At 65.7% G+C, this 16,303-nt stretch carries 11 protein-coding genes; 10 read left to right on the top strand and 1 reads right to left on the bottom strand.

What is annotated here, in order from left to right:
- Both ACTRWG_RS05770 and ACTRWG_RS05765 read left to right on the top strand, forming a co-directional pair.
- On the top strand, positions 1–1,500 hold the full coding sequence (locus tag ACTRWG_RS05770) for an aldehyde dehydrogenase (RefSeq protein ID WP_027233933.1): 1,500 nt from the start codon (positions 1–3) through the stop codon (positions 1,498–1,500).
- Positions 1,497–2,837, top strand: coding sequence for an NAD(P)/FAD-dependent oxidoreductase (locus tag ACTRWG_RS05765; RefSeq protein ID WP_462829086.1), 1,341 nt, complete (start codon positions 1,497–1,499; stop codon positions 2,835–2,837). Before ACTRWG_RS05770 ends, ACTRWG_RS05765 begins: the two co-directional genes overlap by 4 nt.
- Before the next feature lie 33 nt (positions 2,838–2,870).
- On the opposite strand, the gene ACTRWG_RS05760 is transcribed toward ACTRWG_RS05765, so the two are convergent.
- On the bottom strand, positions 2,871–4,292 hold the full coding sequence (locus ACTRWG_RS05760; RefSeq protein WP_462829085.1) for a homospermidine synthase: 1,422 nt from the start codon (positions 4,290–4,292) through the stop codon (positions 2,871–2,873).
- A 340-nt stretch (positions 4,293–4,632) separates the two neighbouring features.
- Here ACTRWG_RS05760 and ACTRWG_RS05755 point away from each other — a divergent pair, with 340 nt between their 5' ends.
- From ACTRWG_RS05755 to ACTRWG_RS05720, 8 genes are all read left to right on the top strand, one after another.
- Positions 4,633–5,217 carry an ANTAR domain-containing response regulator gene (locus ACTRWG_RS05755; protein WP_027233936.1) on the top strand — a complete coding sequence of 195 codons (585 nt, stop codon included), beginning with the start codon at positions 4,633–4,635 and terminating at the stop codon, positions 5,215–5,217.
- Positions 5,214–6,392 carry a CmpA/NrtA family ABC transporter substrate-binding protein gene (locus ACTRWG_RS05750; protein ID WP_259973016.1) on the top strand — a complete coding sequence of 393 codons (1,179 nt, stop codon included), beginning with the start codon at positions 5,214–5,216 and terminating at the stop codon, positions 6,390–6,392. Before ACTRWG_RS05755 ends, ACTRWG_RS05750 begins: the two co-directional genes overlap by 4 nt.
- Positions 6,393–6,658: 266 nt before the next feature.
- Positions 6,659–8,026, top strand: coding sequence for a CmpA/NrtA family ABC transporter substrate-binding protein (locus ACTRWG_RS05745; protein WP_027233938.1), 1,368 nt, complete (start codon positions 6,659–6,661; stop codon positions 8,024–8,026).
- An 85-nt stretch (positions 8,027–8,111) separates the two neighbouring features.
- On the top strand, positions 8,112–9,185 hold the full coding sequence (locus ACTRWG_RS05740) for an ABC transporter permease (protein ID WP_027233939.1): 1,074 nt from the start codon (positions 8,112–8,114) through the stop codon (positions 9,183–9,185).
- Between the two features lie 6 nt (positions 9,186–9,191).
- The gene (locus ACTRWG_RS05735; protein ID WP_462829084.1) at positions 9,192–10,874 is read left to right on the top strand and encodes an ABC transporter ATP-binding protein; all 1,683 of its coding nucleotides are present in this window, start codon (positions 9,192–9,194) and stop codon (positions 10,872–10,874) included.
- Between the two features lie 4 nt (positions 10,875–10,878).
- Positions 10,879–13,320 (top strand): nitrite reductase large subunit NirB, encoded by a 2,442-nt coding sequence (gene nirB / locus ACTRWG_RS05730; RefSeq protein ID WP_462829083.1) that lies wholly within the window; start codon positions 10,879–10,881, stop codon positions 13,318–13,320.
- The gene (nirD, locus tag ACTRWG_RS05725) at positions 13,317–13,649 is read left to right on the top strand and encodes a nitrite reductase small subunit NirD (protein WP_259970068.1); all 333 of its coding nucleotides are present in this window, start codon (positions 13,317–13,319) and stop codon (positions 13,647–13,649) included. The genes nirB and nirD overlap by 4 nt, the downstream gene beginning before the upstream one ends.
- Entirely contained in the window at positions 13,646–16,288 is a 2,643-nt protein-coding gene (locus ACTRWG_RS05720; protein WP_462829082.1) for a molybdopterin-dependent oxidoreductase, read from the top strand. Before nirD ends, ACTRWG_RS05720 begins: the two co-directional genes overlap by 4 nt.
- The last annotated feature ends 15 nt before the right edge of the window (positions 16,289–16,303 follow it).

Genomic DNA, 16,303 nt, shown 5'->3' with positions numbered 1-16,303 from the left:
ATGACTTTGCTTACTCAGGACGAATACAAATCCATCGCCGCCAATCTGGACCTGCCCACCGGTGCGTTCATTGATGGCAAGTTCTGCCCGGCGGCCTCTGGCAAGACATTTGAGACCGTGAACCCGGCCACCGGTGAGAAGCTGGCGGATATCGCCGCCTGCGGTGCCGAGGACGTGGATGTCGCGGTCGAAAAGGCGCGCGAAGCCTTCGACGACGGCCGCTGGTCCCGCCTGCACCCGTCCGCGCGCAAGGATGCGCTGATCCGGCTCGCCAAGCTGATGACCCGCAATGCCCGCGAACTGGCGGTGATGGAGAGCCTCGACAGCGGCAAGACCATCTATGACTGCGAAACCGTCGACGTGCCGGAGACCATCCATTGCCTGAAATGGCACGCCGAGGCGATCGACAAGATCTATGATCAGGTCTCCCCCGCCTCCGACGATCACATCGCCATGGTGGTGCGTGAACCCATCGGCGTGGTCGGCCTGGTGCTGCCGTGGAATTTCCCGCTTTTGATGCTGGCGTGGAAGATCGGCCCGGCGCTGGCCGCAGGCTGCTCCGTTGTGGTGAAACCCGCCGCCGAGACCACCCTGACCGCGCTGCGCGTGGCCGAATTGGCGATGGAGGCGGGCCTGCCACGCGGTGTGCTGAACATCGTCCCCGGCGGCGGCGCCGAGGTCGGCGAACCCATCGGGCGGCATATGGATGTCGACATGGTCTCCTTCACCGGCTCCACCGTGACCGGCAAGAAATTCCTCAGCTACTCCGCAGAAAGCAATGCCAAGGAAGTGGTGCTGGAGATGGGCGGCAAAAATCCTGCCATCGTCATGGATGATGCCGAAAACCTGGACCGCGTTGCCGCGCATGTGGTGAACGGCGCCTTCTGGAACATGGGCGAGAACTGCTCCGCCTCCTCCCGCCTGATCGTGCACAAGGACGTCAAGGCAGAGCTGCTGGAGCGCATCGCCCATCACGCCAAGCAGTGGAACGTGGGCGACCCGCTGGACCCGGAAACCCGTATGGGCGCGCTGGTGTCACGGGCGCATTTCGACAAGGTCTGCAGTTATCTGGAGCAGGCGGACAACGTGGTGCTGGGCGGCAAGGCCCATGACGGCGCCTTTGTCGAGGCCACCGTGGTCGAGGTACCCGGCAATGACGCGGTGCTGGCGCGCGAGGAGATCTTCGGCCCCGTCCTGTCGGTGATTGAGGTCACCGGCTTTGACGAGGCGATCCGTATCGCCAATGACACCGATTACGGCCTCTGCGCTTCGATCTTCACCGCCAACGTCAAACACGCCATCCGCGGCGCCCGGGCGATCCGGGCGGGCACCGTGACCGTGAACAGCTTTGGCGAGGGCGACATCTCCACCCCCTTCGGCGGCTATAAGCAGTCGGGTTTCGGCGGCCGCGACAACTCCGTGCATGCCCACGACCAGTACACCCAGCTGAAAACCATCTGGATCGACCTGGCCGACGACGCAGACGAGGCCGTGGATTGAGCCGCTACGACGCCAAACGCCTGCCCCGGCAGACTGGTGCGGCGGGATGGAACGCGATCCTGCCGCCGCAAGCGCCCCTGCCGGTGCTGGAACAGGATCTGACCGCCGATGTCACCATTATCGGCGGCGGATTTGCCGGGCTTTCCGCCGCCCGCCGCCTGCATCAGCTGGACCCCGGCCTGAAGGTCGCGCTGCTGGAGGCCGGGCGCTTTGCCGAAAGCTCCGCCGGGCGCAACTCAGGTTTCATGATCGACCTGCCGCATGAATTGTCATCTGACAATTATGCCGGAACGGGACTGGAGGCCGACAAGGCCGCGATTGCCATGAACCGCAAGGCCATCGCCTTTGCCACCGAAGTGGCACAGGATTGCGCGCTGCCGCAGGAGATGTTCGACCCAGCGGGCAAGATCAACGCCGCCGCCACCCGTGCGGGCGACAAGCACAACCGCGATTTCGCAGCCCATCTGGACCGGCTGGGCGAACCGCACCGGTTGCTCAGCCGGCAGGAAATGCAGGAACGCACCGGGAGTGCGCATTACACCTCCGGCCTCTATGCGCCGGGCACGGTGATGATCCAGCCCGCCGCCTATATCCGCGCCCTGTCGGCACATCTGGCGGGACAGATCAGCGTCTTCGAAAACTCCCCCGCCACGGGTTTCGGGAAACAAGGAAACGGCTGGCTGGTCAGCACCCCCAAGGGCCGCATCAGCACCGGCCGTGTGATCCTGGCCAACAACGGCCACCTGGAAAGCTTCGGTTTCTACCAGCGCCGCCTGATGCACATCTGCCTTTACGCCTCGATGACCGAACGGCTGACGCCGGAGCAGATCACACGGCTGGGCGGCACACCGCGCTGGTCGGTAACACCCGCAGACCCGATGGGAACCTCCGTGCGGCGCATTTCCGGCTCTTTCGGCGACCGGATCCTGATCCGGACCTGCTCCAGCTTCCATCCCACCATCGAAACCAGCGAAATGCGCCTTCGCAATGCCGGCTGGGTGCATGACCGCAAGTTCAAGGAGCGGTTTCCGCAGCTGGGGGACGTGCGGATGGAGCACCGCTGGGCCGGGATGCTGTGCCTCAGCCGCAACGGATCGGCGGCCTTTGGCGCGCTGGACCAGGGTGTTTATTCGGCCTGCTGCCAGAACGGCCTCGGCATCGCCCGCGGCACCCTGCAAGGGATGGGCATTGCCGAACTGGTGCTGCAGGGCGGGTCGGACATTGCCAGCCATTTCCTGGCCCAGCCGGAACCGCCCAGGCTGCCGCCGGAACCCTTTGCCGCGCTTGGCGCCAATACCTACCTGATGTGGAAGGAATGGCGGTCGGGCAAGGAATAGCCGGGGGCATCCGGCCGGACGCCCCCGCCGTGATTAGCTTGCCAGCACGTTGCGGAACAGCCAGGGATCGCTTTCGTCGATGTCCTCCGGAAACTGTGCCCAGCGGTCCTGCAGCGGCGTCCAATCGGTGTAATGCGCCTCGACCGGGCCAAGATACGGCCGCTGCACCTCAAGGCAGCGGGCGTGGTCCATCTCATCCGTCTCGACAATCCCCGCTCCGGGGTTTTCCAAGGCCCAGACCATACCGGCCAGCACCGCCGAGGTGACCTGCAGCCCGGTCGCGTTCTGATACGGCGCAAGGTCGCGGGCCTCCTCGTTCGACAGGCGCGAGCCGAACCACAGCGCGTTCTTTTCATGGCCGTAAAGCAGCACACCCAGCTCGTCGATGCCCTCGATGATCTCGTCCTCGGTCAGGATGTGGTGCCGTTCCTGCTGCTGGCCCGAGCCGAACAGCTCATGCAGGCTCAGCACCGCATCGTCGCAGGGGTGATAGGCATAGTGGCAGGTGGGGCGGTATTCGGGATCGGCCCCCGCGCCCACGGTATAATAGTCCGAGATCGAGATCGCCTCATTATGGGTGACCAGGAAGCCGAACTGCGGCCCCGGCGTCGGGCACCAGGTATGCACGCGTGTGATCGCGCCCGGTCGCTCCAGCCAGATGGCGGCCTGACAGCCGCTGTCCTGCCGGTGGCCGTTTTCGGGGAACCATGTCTCATGGGTGCCCCACCCCAGTTCGGCAGGCTGAAAGCCTTCGGCGATGAAGCCCTCGACCGACCAGGTGTTGACGAAGGTGCCCCGGGCGCGCGGCACCCGGCGGGCCTGGGTATCCCGTTCGGCGATGTGAACGCCCTTGACGCCCAGCGACTGCATCAGCCGCGCCCAGTCCCCGCGGCTGGCAGGGGCCTCAACGCCGCGCCCGGTATCACGGGCCAGCGTCAGCAGCGCTTCCTTGACGAACCAGCTGACCATGCCCGGATTGGCGCCGCAGCAGCTGACAGCCGTGGTGCCGCCGGGATTGCGCGCCTTTTCATCCCTGACGGCCTGCCGCAGCGCATAATTGGTGCGGGCCGCGTTGTCGGTTGTGCCGAAATAATACCCCGCCCAGGGCTCCACCACCGTATCAATATACAGCACGCCCAGTTCGCGCATGAAGGTCATCAGCTCAAGCGACGAGGTGTCCACCGACAGGTTGACGCAGAATCCCTTGCCCTCGCTGAAGAGGCCGCCCAGCACATCCTTGTAATTGTCCGGCGTCAGCGAAACCTGCAGGTGGTTGATCTTGTGCTGGCGCAGGAAAGTCGCCTTGGCGGCATCGGGTTCGATGACCGTGAGCTTGGAGGCGTCGAAGTCGAAATGGCGTTCGATCAGCGGCAGCGTGCCTTTGCCGATCGACCCGAAGCCGATGATAACGACGGGACCGTCGATCCGGCCATAAATGGGATACTCCTGTGCCATGGGCTTCTCCTTGCAGATTCGTGCGCTCCGGCCAGTATGGGCCAGCCGGTGGGAATTGCCGTGCGAATAATGAGCTCGATCCGGATTGATCCCCTGCCATGTCCCGCCGGGCGCGCAGCAACGGGCAAGCGGAGATTGGCCGCTGGCAATCCGCGCTTTGCGTGTCAGCGCACGGCCTTCCGGTTGCCTGCCGGCGGGGCTGCCGGGGCCTGCCAGTTACTTCTGCAACAGCCGGATGTGCGGGCGGTTTGCTTAAAAGTTGAGCATAACCGGCGTCCAGGCAGGCTGCATGGCATTGCTGGTCTTTACAGTATTCTCCTGCAGGGCCGATGCAGTGGTCATGCCCGATCCCCTGTCCATCATTGTCGTCGAAGCCGACCGCGAACGCGCGTTCATGATTGCGGACGGCCTGCGCGAAGCCGGGGAGTTCGACATTCAGGTGATATCGGAGCCCTCCGGCCTTGCGCGCCGGATAGAGGCCCGCGATCCGGATGTCGTCCTCATCGACATCGCGGACCCCTCGCGCGATGTGCTGGAAGAACTCACGCTGGCGTCCGGCCCCAAGGAACGCCCCGTGGCAATGTTTGTCGACCGCAGCGCCGACGGGCTGTCGGCGGCAGCCGTGGAAGCCGGCGTCTCGGCCTATGTGGTCGACGGGCTGCAGCCCTCCCGGCTGAAACCGGTTCTGGACGCTGCCATCGCGCGGTTCCGGCTGTTTCAGCGGATGCGCACAGAGCTTGCAGAGGCCAAGCGCGCCCTGGAGGAGCGCAAAGTCATCGACCGCGCCAAGGGCATGATAATGAAGGCCCGGGGCATCGAAGAGGATGAGGCCTATGCGCTGCTGCGCAAGGCCGCGATGGACCAGAACAAGCGCGTCGCGGAGGTGGCGCAGGCGCTTGTGACGGCGGCGGGGCTGCTGGCATGAGCTTGACCAGGATCCCTGCCGGTTATGTCCCGCTGACGGATGCGGCGCCGCTGATCGCCGCACAGGAAATGGGCTTTGCGGCCGAAGAGCGGCTGACACTGGATCTGCACCGCGCGCCGTCCTGGTCATCGCTCCGCGATATGCTGGCCTATGGCCAGGTGGATGCCGCCCAGATGCTGTCGCCGGTGCCGGTGGCGGCAGCCCTGGGCCTGGGCGGGGCCAGCGCCCAGTTTTCAGTTCTTTCGGTGCTGTCGGTCAATGGCACGGTGATTGGTGCCGGCAGCAGATTGGCCGGCAGGCTGACCGCCGCGGGGCACAGGTTTTCCTTTGACGACGCCGTGTCAGCGGGACAGGCCCTGATGGCCGCCTCAAACCGGCCACTGCGGATCGGTGTGCCGTTTCCCTTTTCCATGCATGCCGAGCTGCTGACCTATTGGCTCGAAGGGCTGGGGCTGAACACTGCGCAGGACATCGTTATCCGCACGGTGCCGCCGCCCTTGATGGCCCGCGCGATCCGCAGCGGCGACATCGACGCCTTCTGCGTCGGCGAACCCTGGGGCTCCATTGCCGTCGAACAGGGGGACGGCGCACTGCTGCTGCCCGGGCGGGCGATCTGGTCCTTTGCGCCGGAAAAGGTGCTGGCCGTCCGCAGCGGCTGGGCCGAAACGGAACCCGCCCTGTCCGGACGGCTGGTCCGGGCCCTGTGGCGCGCGGGGCGCTGGCTGGCCGACCCCTCCTGCCGCGGCCTGGCGGCTGAGATCCTGTCTTCCCGCCGGTATCTCGACCTGCCCGCCGAGATCATCGAGCGCGGCCTGTCCGGGAAGTTCACCGTCACACCTCAGGGGCTGCAGCGCGAGGCGCCCGGGTTTGTCGGCTTTCATGACGGCGCCGCCGGGTATCCCTGGCGCAGCCAGGCCCAGTGGACGGCCCTGCGGCTGGCAAAACGAAACGGCCTCGATCAGCAGGCCGCGCTGCAAAAGGCAAAACATGTTTTCCGCAGCGATCTGTACCGCACCGCCCTTTCCGGAACCGGCGCGGTTCTGCCGGGCGCGTCGTCCAGGCTGGAAGGCGCACTGGAAGCCGGAACGCTGGCCGCGGGGGAATCGGACCCGGTAAATCTGCTGCCGAACCGGTTTTTCGATGGCCGGGTTTTTGATCCCTTGGCCGCCGGCTGATGAAAAAGCAGGCAATCCGCTGAACGCCCATGCTGCATTGCAGAATTTTTCGCTGCGCTCGCAAAGAAACCTTTGGCGCCGCGCCGATCATCCCGCACACTGAACCCAGACAGGCAACGGAGCCTGACGCAGAGATTATCCCGAAGACCGGGTTGCACTGAGCAAAGCCGCTCGACCCACCGCCACTCCTCCCGGCGGTGCGTGTCAGCGGCTTTTTTCTGTCCGGGCGTGTGCCCCGGACGCAGCAAACAAAGGAAACCGTCCCGATGAAGACCCTGATCCTTGCCCTCGCAGGCTCCACCGCCCTGACCGCCCCGGCCCTGGCTGACATGCTGGACCTGGAAAAGGACGTTCTGACCTTCGGCTTCATCAAGCTGACCGACATGGCGCCGCTGGCGGTCGCCTATGAGCAGGGGTTCTTCGATGATGAGGGGCTGTTTGTCACGCTGGAAGCGCAGGCCAACTGGAAAGTGCTGCTGGACGGGGTGATCGGCGGCACGCTCGACGGCGCCCACATGCTGGCGGGCCAGCCGCTGGCCGCCACCATCGGCTATGGCACCGAGGCGCATATCATCACCCCCTTTTCGATGGATCTGAACGGCAACGGCATCACCGTCTCCAACGAGGTCTGGGAGATGATGAAGCCGAACCTGCCCACCGACGCGGACGGCAAGGTCTCGCACCCGATCTCCGCCTCCCATCTGCAACCGGTGATCGAAGACTTCAACGCCAGGGGCAAGCCGTTCAACATGGGCATGGTCTTCCCGGTCTCCACCCACAATTACGAGCTGCGCTACTGGCTGGCGGCCGGCGGCATCCACCCCGGCTACTACTCCCCCGAAAACGTGACCGGCCAGATCGCCGCCGAAGCCTTTCTGTCGGTGACCCCGCCGCCGCAGATGCCCGCCACACTGGAGGCCGGCACCATCGCAGGCTACTGCGTGGGCGAGCCGTGGAACCAGCAGGCGGTGTTCAAGGGCATCGGCGTGCCGGTGATCACCGACTATGAGCTGTGGAAGAACAACCCCGAAAAGGTCTTTGGCATCACCGCGGAATTTGCCGATGAGAATCCGAACACCACGCTGGCGGTGGTCAAGGCGCTGATCCGCGCGGCCATGTGGCTGGACGAAAACGATAACGCCAACCGCCCTGAAGCGGTGGATATCCTCAGCCGCCCAGAATACGTCGGCGCCGATTACGATGTGATCGCCAATTCGATGACCGGCACCTTCGAGTATGAGAAGGGCGACACCCGCGCAGTGCCGGATTTCAACGTGTTCTTCCGCTACAACGCGACCTATCCGTTCTATTCCGACGCGGTCTGGTACCTGACCCAGATGCGCCGCTGGGGCCAGATCGCCGGCGCAAAGCCCGACAGCTGGTATGACGAGGTTGCCCGCTCCGTCTACAAGCCGGAGATCTATCTGGAAGCTGCGAAAATGCTGGTGGATGAGGGGCTTGCCAGCGCCGAAGATTTCCCCTGGGACAGCGACGGCTACAAGGCCCCGACCCCGGCCGCGGACATCATCGACGGCATCCCCTTCGATGCCAAAGCACCCAACGCTTACATCGACAGCCTGCCGATCGGCCTGAAATCCGGCCAGACCATCACCGGCGGCACCGTTCAGGGCTGACCCCGGACGGGAGGGCGGGCGGGGCGATGCTCCGGCAGGAGCAAGCGCCGTTCCCCTCCCCCCGCATTCCGCAAAGGACAAGACCATGACCACCGCCGACCCCGATACCCTCAGCTCCGAGGCCCGCCGCGCGCGGCTGTTTACCCGGATCAACAGGCTGGATGCCTGGTTCCAGGTCTTCGGCCTGGCCTGGATCACCCCGGTCCTGAAAGCCGCCGCAGGCGACAACCCCAAGGCGCAGATGAAGGAAATCTGGCACTTGCTGGCTGTCCCCGTCATCGCAATTGCCGCTTTTCTCCTGCTCTGGGCTGCGCTGGCGCCCAGGGTGCAGACCTCGCTCGGCGCGATCCCCGGCCCTGCTGCGGTCTGGACCGAAGCGGTGAACCTGCACCGCGACGCGCAGGCAATGGCCGCCAGGGAACAGGCCCACTACGAAAAGGTGGAGGCCCGCAACCAGCGCTTTATCGACCGCGGACAGCCGGAACGGGTCAAGGACATCCCCTATACCGGCGCGCCGTCTTATTACCAGCAGATCCGGACGTCGATCAAAACCGTGTTCTTCGGCTTCCTGATCGCCTCCGCCGTGGCGATCCCGCTGGGCATCCTGGCAGGGCTGTCGCCGGCCGCGAACTCTGCCATCAACCCCTTGGTGCAGATCTTCAAACCGGTGTCGCCGCTGGCCTGGCTGCCGATCGTCACGATGATCGTCTCTGCCCTCTACGCAGGCAACGACGGGCTCTTTTCCAAGTCGTTCCTGGTTTCCGCCATCACCGTGACGCTCTGTTCGCTGTGGCCGACCCTGATCAACACCGCGCTTGGCGTGGCCTCCATCGACAAGGACCTGGTGAATGTTTCCAAGGTTCTGAAAATGAACACCTATACAAAGATCACCAAGCTGGTCCTGCCCTCGGCGCTGCCGCTGATCTTCACCGGCCTGCGGCTGTCGCTGGGGGTCGGCTGGATGGTGCTGATCGCGGCAGAGATGCTGGCGCAGAATCCCGGGCTCGGCAAATTCGTCTGGGACGAATTCCAGAACGGCTCCTCGCAGTCGCTGGCCCGGATCATCGTCGCAGTGCTGACCATCGGCATCATCGGCTTCCTGCTGGACCGGGTGATGTACGCGCTGCAGTCGCTGTTTACCTTCACGAACAACCGGTGAGCCGTCATGAGCATTCTTGAATTCAGAAATGTCTCCAAAAGCTACGGGGAAGGCACGGCCAAAACCTCCGTGCTCAGAAACATCAGCCTGAGTGTTCAGGAGGGGGAGTTCCTGGTGCTTCTGGGCTTCTCCGGCACCGGTAAGACAACCCTCATCAACCTGATGGCCGGGCTTGAGACACCGACCGAGGGCACAGCCGCCTTCCGGGGAAAGACGATCACCGGCCCCGGCCCGGAACGCGGGGTGATCTTCCAGAGCTATTCGCTGATGCCCTGGCTCACGGTGAACGGCAACGTGCGCCTTGCGGTGGACACGGTCTTTCCGGGCCTCTCCGGTGCTGAAAAACAGGCCAAGACGGACCATTACGTCGGGATGGTCGGCCTCAGCCACGCCGCCGGCCGCCGCCCGGCGGAGCTGTCGGGCGGCATGCGGCAGCGGGTGAATGTGGCCCGCGCGCTGGCGATGGACCCGGAGGTCCTGCTGCTGGATGAACCGCTGTCGGCACTGGACGCGCTGACCCGCGCCAATCTGGCGGATGAGATCGAGATGATCTGGGAGGCCGACAAGAAGACCTGCGTGCTGATCACCAATGATGTGGACGAGGCGATCCTGCTGGCCGACCGCATCATCGCGCTCAACCCCGATGGCACCCTTGGCGAGGAGTTCAAAGTCGCGATCCCGCGCCCCCGCGACCGGTCTGCGATGAACAATGACGCAACCTTCAAGCGTCTGCGGCGGGAAGTGACCTCCTGCCTGATGGAGGCGGGGATCGAGGCCAAAATCGAAAGCACCAGAACCCTGCCGGATGTGACCCCGGTCCACGGTCTGCCCGCCGCCGTGGCCGAGGCCTCCAAGTCGCTGACGGAGGACCGCTTCCTGGACTTCTCGCAGCTGCACAAGATCTATCCCACCCCCAAGGGGCCGCTGACTGTGGTCGAGGATTTCAACCTCAAGATCAGCAAGGGTGAATTCATCTCGCTGATCGGCCACTCGGGCTGCGGCAAATCCACCGTGCTGACCATGGCCGCGGGCCTCAACCCGATCTCCAAGGGGGCGATCAAGCTGGACCGCCGCCATGTCGAGGGCGCCGATCCCGAGCGCGCGGTGGTGTTCCAGTCGCCAAACCTGTTCCCCTGGCTGACCGCGCGGGAGAACTGCGCCATCGGCGTTGACAAGGTCTATCCCAAGGCGTCGCAGGCGGAACGGCAGGACGTGGTGGAATACTACCTGGAGCGCGTCGGCCTGGCGGATGCGATGGACAAGCCCGCAAACGCCATGTCGAACGGCATGCAGCAGCGGGTCGGCATCGCCCGCGCCTTTGCCCTCTCGCCCAAGCTTCTGTTGCTCGACGAACCCTTCGGCATGCTCGACAGCCTCACCCGCTGGGAGCTGCAGGAGGTGCTGATGGAGGTCTGGTCCCGCACCAAGGTGACCGCGATCTGCGTCACCCATGATGTCGACGAGGCGATCCTGCTGGCCGACCGGGTGGTGATGATGACCAACGGGCCCCAGGCTACCATCGGCAAGATCACCGACGTCGACCTGCCTCGCCCGCGCACCCGCAAGGCGCTGCTGGAGCACCCGGATTACTACACCTACCGGCAGGAGGTGCTCGATTTCCTGGAGGAATACGAGCACGGCGCGAAACCCAAGCCCAAAGCAGCCGCAAACCAGATTGCAGCGGAGTGAGACCATGACCCAGAAACTCGTCATTATCGGGGCCGGCATGGCCTCTGGCCGGGTGATCGAGCATCTGCTCGACGCGGACCCCGGCGCCTATGACATCACGCTTTTCAATGCCGAGCCGCGCGGCAATTACAACCGCATCATGCTGAGCCCGGTGCTGTCGGGTGAGAAGACCTATGAGGAGATCGTCACCCATTCGGACGCGTGGTACGCGGAGCGCGGCATCACCTGCCGGTTCGGCGAGCATGTGGTGAAGATCGACCCTGAGATGAAGGTGGTCGAGGGCGAAAACGGTCATGTTCCCTACGACAAGCTGGTGATCGCCACCGGCTCTGCCCCCTTCATCATCCCGGTGCCGGGCCACGACCTGCCGGGCGTGATCTCCTACCGCGATCTGGACGACACCAACGCAATGATCGACGCCGCCGCCAAGGGCGGCAAGGCGGTGGTGATCGGCGGCGGGCTCTTGGGGCTGGAAGCCGCCGCGGGGCTCAAGGAGCGCGGCATGGACGTGACCGTGCTGCACCTGATGGGCCACCTGATGGAGCGCCAGCTGGACGAGGCCGCGGGGTATCTCCTGCGCAAGGATCTGGAGGCGCGCGGTATCACCGTGAAGACCCAGGCCTCGACCAAGGCGATCCTGGGCGAGGACCGCGCCAAGGCGGTGCTTTTGGAAAGCGGCGAGACGCTGGGGGCCGATCTGGTCGTGATGGCGGTGGGCATCCGCCCGGAAACCCGGCTTGCCACTGACGCGCATCTGAATGTGGCGCGCGGGATCGAGGTGAACGCGCAGATGCAGACCTCCGACCCGGATATCTATGCCGTGGGCGAATGCGTGGAGTTTGACGGCCATCTGTTCGGCCTCGTCGCGCCGCTCTACGATCAGGCCAAGGTGCTGGCGGACAACCTGCTGGGCCAGCCGAATGCCTTTGCCGTCAAGGAACTGGCGACCAAGCTCAAGGTCACTGGCTGCGACCTGTTCAGCGCGGGCGACTTTGCCGGGGGCAAGACCCGCGAGGATATCGTCTTCCGCGACCCCGCCCGCGGCATCTACAAGCGGCTGGTCATCGAAGACGACCGGCTGATCGGCGCCGTGATGTACGGCGACACCGCCGACGGCAGCTGGTTCTTCGGTCTGATCAAGGACGGCACCGATATCGAGGAGATGCGCGAGACGCTGATATTCGGCCCGGCCTTTCAGGGGGGCACCTCCGCGGACCCTCTGTCAGCCGTTGCAGCCTTGCCGCCTGAGGCGGAGATTTGCGGCTGCAACGGCGTCTGCAAGGGACAGATCACCAGCGCCATCGAAGGCGGCGCCACCGACCTCGGCGCGATCCGCGCCAAAACCAAGGCCAGCGCCTCCTGCGGCACCTGCACCGGGCTGGTGGAACAGCTGCTGGCGGTGACGCTGGATGATGGCTATGCGGCGCCCCAGGCCCAGCCCATCTGCGGCTGCACCAGCCACACGCACGAGGACGTGCGCCGCCTGATCAAATCTCAGGAGCTGAAAAGCCAGGCCGCGGTCTGGCAGGAGCTTGGCTGGACCACCGCCAACGGCTGCCATATCTGCCGCCCGGCGGTGAATTACTACCTGCTGGCGGACTGGCCGCTGGAGTACCGGGACGATCCGCAAAGCCGTTTTGTGAACGAGCGCAAGCACGCCAACATCCAGAAAGACGGCACTTTCTCCGTGGTGCCGCGCATGTGGGGCGGTATCACAACCCCGGACGAGCTGCGCGCGATTGCCGATGCCGCCGACAAATACGATGTGCCGACGGTCAAGGTCACCGGCGGCCAGCGCATCGACCTGCTGGGCGTCAGGGGCGAGGACCTGCCCGGCATCTGGTCCGACCTGAACCGCGCCGGGCTGGTGTCGGGCCATGCCTATTCCAAGGGGCTGCGCACGGTGAAAACCTGTGTCGGCACCGACCATTGCCGCTTTGGCACCCAGGACTCCACGGGTCTGGGCATCAAGCTGGAAAAACACCTGTGGGGGTCATGGACGCCGCACAAGCTGAAGCTCGCGGTCTCCGGCTGCCCGCGCAACTGCGCTGAGGCGACCTGCAAGGACATTGGCGTGATTTGCGTCGACAGCGGATATGAAATTCACGTGGGCGGCGCCGCCGGCATGGAGATCAAGGGCACCGAGCTGCTGTGCAAAGTGGCGACCGAGGACGAGGCGATTGAGGTGATCTCCGCCATGACCCAGATCTACCGCGAAAACGCCAAGTACCTGGACCGGATCTACAAGTGGCTCGCCAAAGTGGGGCTGGACTGGGTCAAGGCGCAGATCGTCGACGACCTGGAAAACCGCAAGGCGCTGGCGGCCCGGTTCGAGCTGTCGCAATCCGTCTACCGCAAGGACCCCTGGGCCGAACACGCGCAGGACCGCACCACGCGGGCGCAATACGCGCCGCTAGCCAATCTCACACTGGAGGCCGCCGAATGAGCTGGATCGACATTGGCCATATCGACGACATCCCGCTGCACGGCGCGCGGGTGGTGAAGACGCCTGGGGGCTGCGTGGGCTTGTTCCGCACCGGCCCGCAGCAGGTCTTTGCCGCCGCCGACCGCTGCCCGCACAAGGGCGGGCCGCTTTCGGAAGGCATCGTGCACGGGCACAGCGTCACCTGCCCGCTGCACAACTGGGTCTTCGACCTGAACACAGGCCAGGCCCTGGGGGCGGATGAAGGCCGGATCGAGACCTATCCGCTGCGCGTCGAGGCGGGCCGCCTGCTGATCGACGGCACCGCCATCGGCAAGCGGAGCGCGGCGTGACGGCGGGCGGCACTCCGGCAGAGGTGCGCTCTGCCTGCCCCTATTGCGGCACCGGCTGCGGCCTGCTGCTGCGTCCGGACGGCCAGGGCGGGCTGGAGGTGCGCGGCGACCCGGACCACCCGGCCAACCGCGGGCGGCTGTGCTCCAAGGGGCTGGCACTGGGGGAGACGCTGGGACAGGAGGGCCGCCTGCTGGCGCCGCGGGTGAACGGCCGGGACACCGGCTGGGACAGCGCGCTGGACCTGGTCGCCGCCAAGTTCCAGAAAGCCGTGGAGCAGCACGGCCCGGACAGCGTCGGCTTTTACCTGTCGGGCCAGATGCTGACCGAAGACTATTACGTCGCCAACAAGCTGATGAAGGGTTTTCTCGGCTCCGCCAATATCGACACCAACTCGCGCCTGTGCATGGCTTCGACCGTCGCGGGGCACAAACGCGCCTTTGGCACCGACACGGTGCCCGGCACCTATGAGGATCTCGACGAGGCCGATCTGATCGTGCTGGTGGGGTCAAACCTCGCCTGGTGCCACCCGGTGCTGCACCAGCGCATTCTGGCCGCACGGGCGGCGCGCGGCACCAAACTGGTGGTGATCGACCCGCGCCGCACCGCCAGCTGCGATCAGGCGGACATGCACCTGAAGCTAGGGGCGGGCAGCGATGTGGCACTGTTCAACCGCCTGCTGGCCGCGCTTTATGAGGGCGGCGCGCTGGATGCGGACTATCTGCGCCATGTGGAGGGGCTGGGCGCAGCGCTGGAGGCCGCCTTTGCCGCGGATGCTGCGGTGACCGGGCTGGAGGCGACCGAGATCGCGGAGTTCTGCGATCTGTGGAGGCGGACCGGAAAGGTCGTGACCATCTTCAGCCAGGGGGTGAACCAGTCCAGCTCGGGAACCGACAAGGTGAATGCGATCCTGAATTGCCACCTGGCAACGGGGCGGATCGGCAAGCCTGGCTGCGGGCCATTCTCAGTCACCGGCCAGCCCAATGCCATGGGCGGGCGCGAGGTTGGCGGGCTGGCCAATATGCTGGCCTGCCACATGGATCTGGAAAACGCCCGGCACAGGGCTGCGGTGCAGGACTTCTGGGGCGCGCCTGCGATGCCGGAACGCGCGGGCTTGAAAGCCGTCGACCTGTTCCGCGCCGCGGGCGACGGGCGGCTCAAGGCGCTGTGGATCATCCACACCAACCCGGCCGTGACGATGCCGGAGGCCGATGCCGTCTCCGCTGCCATCAAGGCCTGCGACTTTACCGTGGTCAGCGACATCACCGCCGCGACCGATACCGCGCGGCTGGCAGATGTACTGCTGCCCGCCGCCGCCTGGGCGGAAAAGGACGGCACCGTCACCAACTCGGACCGCACCATCAGCCGCCAGCGCGCGGTTCTGCCGCCGCCCGGCCAAGCCCGCCCGGACTGGGACATTCTGGCAGACGTTGGCAGGCGCATGGGCTGGGCTGCAGCTTTTGACTACCAGTCGCCGGCGCAGATCTTCCGCGAACATGCAGCACTGTCGGGCCTTGCGGGCCGTTTCGGGCTGGACTTCGATATCTCCGGTCTCAGCGGCCTGTCCGATGCAGGCTATGATGGGCTGGCGCCGGTGCGCTGGCCGGTCAGCCGCCGCCGGGGCGGGCGCTTCTTTGCGGACGGCCGGTTTTATCACCCGGACGGCAAGGCACGGATGCTGCCCGTCCGCTGCCAGCCGCCGGCGGCTGCCACTGACAGAGAGTTTCCGTTCCGCCTGAACACCGGCCGCATCCGCGATCAATGGCATACGATGACCCGGACGGCCCAGTCTCCGCGCCTGTCAGGGCATCTTGGCGAACCCTTCGCCGACATTCACCCGGACGACGCCGCGGACCTGGGGGTAAAGCCCGCGGACCTGCTGCGTCTGCGCAGCCCGCACGGGCAGGCGATCCTGCGGGCGCGGATCACGGCGGATGTCCAGCCCGGCGACCTGTTCGTGCCGATTCACTGGACCGGGGAAACAGCACCTTCGGCGCGTATCGCGTCTCTTGTTGCCGCGGCGGCCGACCCGGTCTCCGGACAACCCGAAAGCAAGGCCTCTGTGGCGGCAGCCGAACGCTTTCAAGCGTCCTGGTACGGCTTTGCCGTGTCCTGCCGGCCCATGGCCCCCGGAACGACCCCCGGAACGGACTACTGGGCCTTGGCGCGGACACAGACCGGCTACCGCGCGGAGTTGGCAGGCGCGGCGCCGCTCCGCGATCCGGAGGCCGCAGCGCGCCAGCTGTTCGCCCTGCCGGATGCCGCGATCCAGATGATGACGGACAGCCGCAAGGGCATTGCCCGGGTGGCCCTCCACCAAAGCGGCAGGCTGGCGGCGGCGCTGTTCATTGCGCCGCAGCCAATTGCCGTCCGCCGCAGCTACCTGGCCGGACTGCCCGGCACCTGCACATCCGGCGTGCTGACCGGTCAGCCGCCCGAAGACCTGCCGGACGCGGGCCCGCTGGTGTGCGCCTGTTTCAATGTCGGGGCAAATACGATTCTGCGCGCCATCGAAACGGGCCGCCTCCTCAGTGCCGCTGATGTCGGTGCGGCGCTGCAAGCGGGCACCGGCTGCGGATCCTGCCGTTCGGAAATCACCGCGCTGCTGGCCCGCCGGCGCTGCAAACCGGCCGCAGAATAGAGCTTGCGCAGCCCC

The sequence above is a fragment of the Leisingera sp. G5_S3_59_S7 genome (assembly GCF_054968485.1).
Note: the sequence above shows the minus strand (reverse complement) of the source record. Positions and strands in the feature narration are given on the sequence as shown.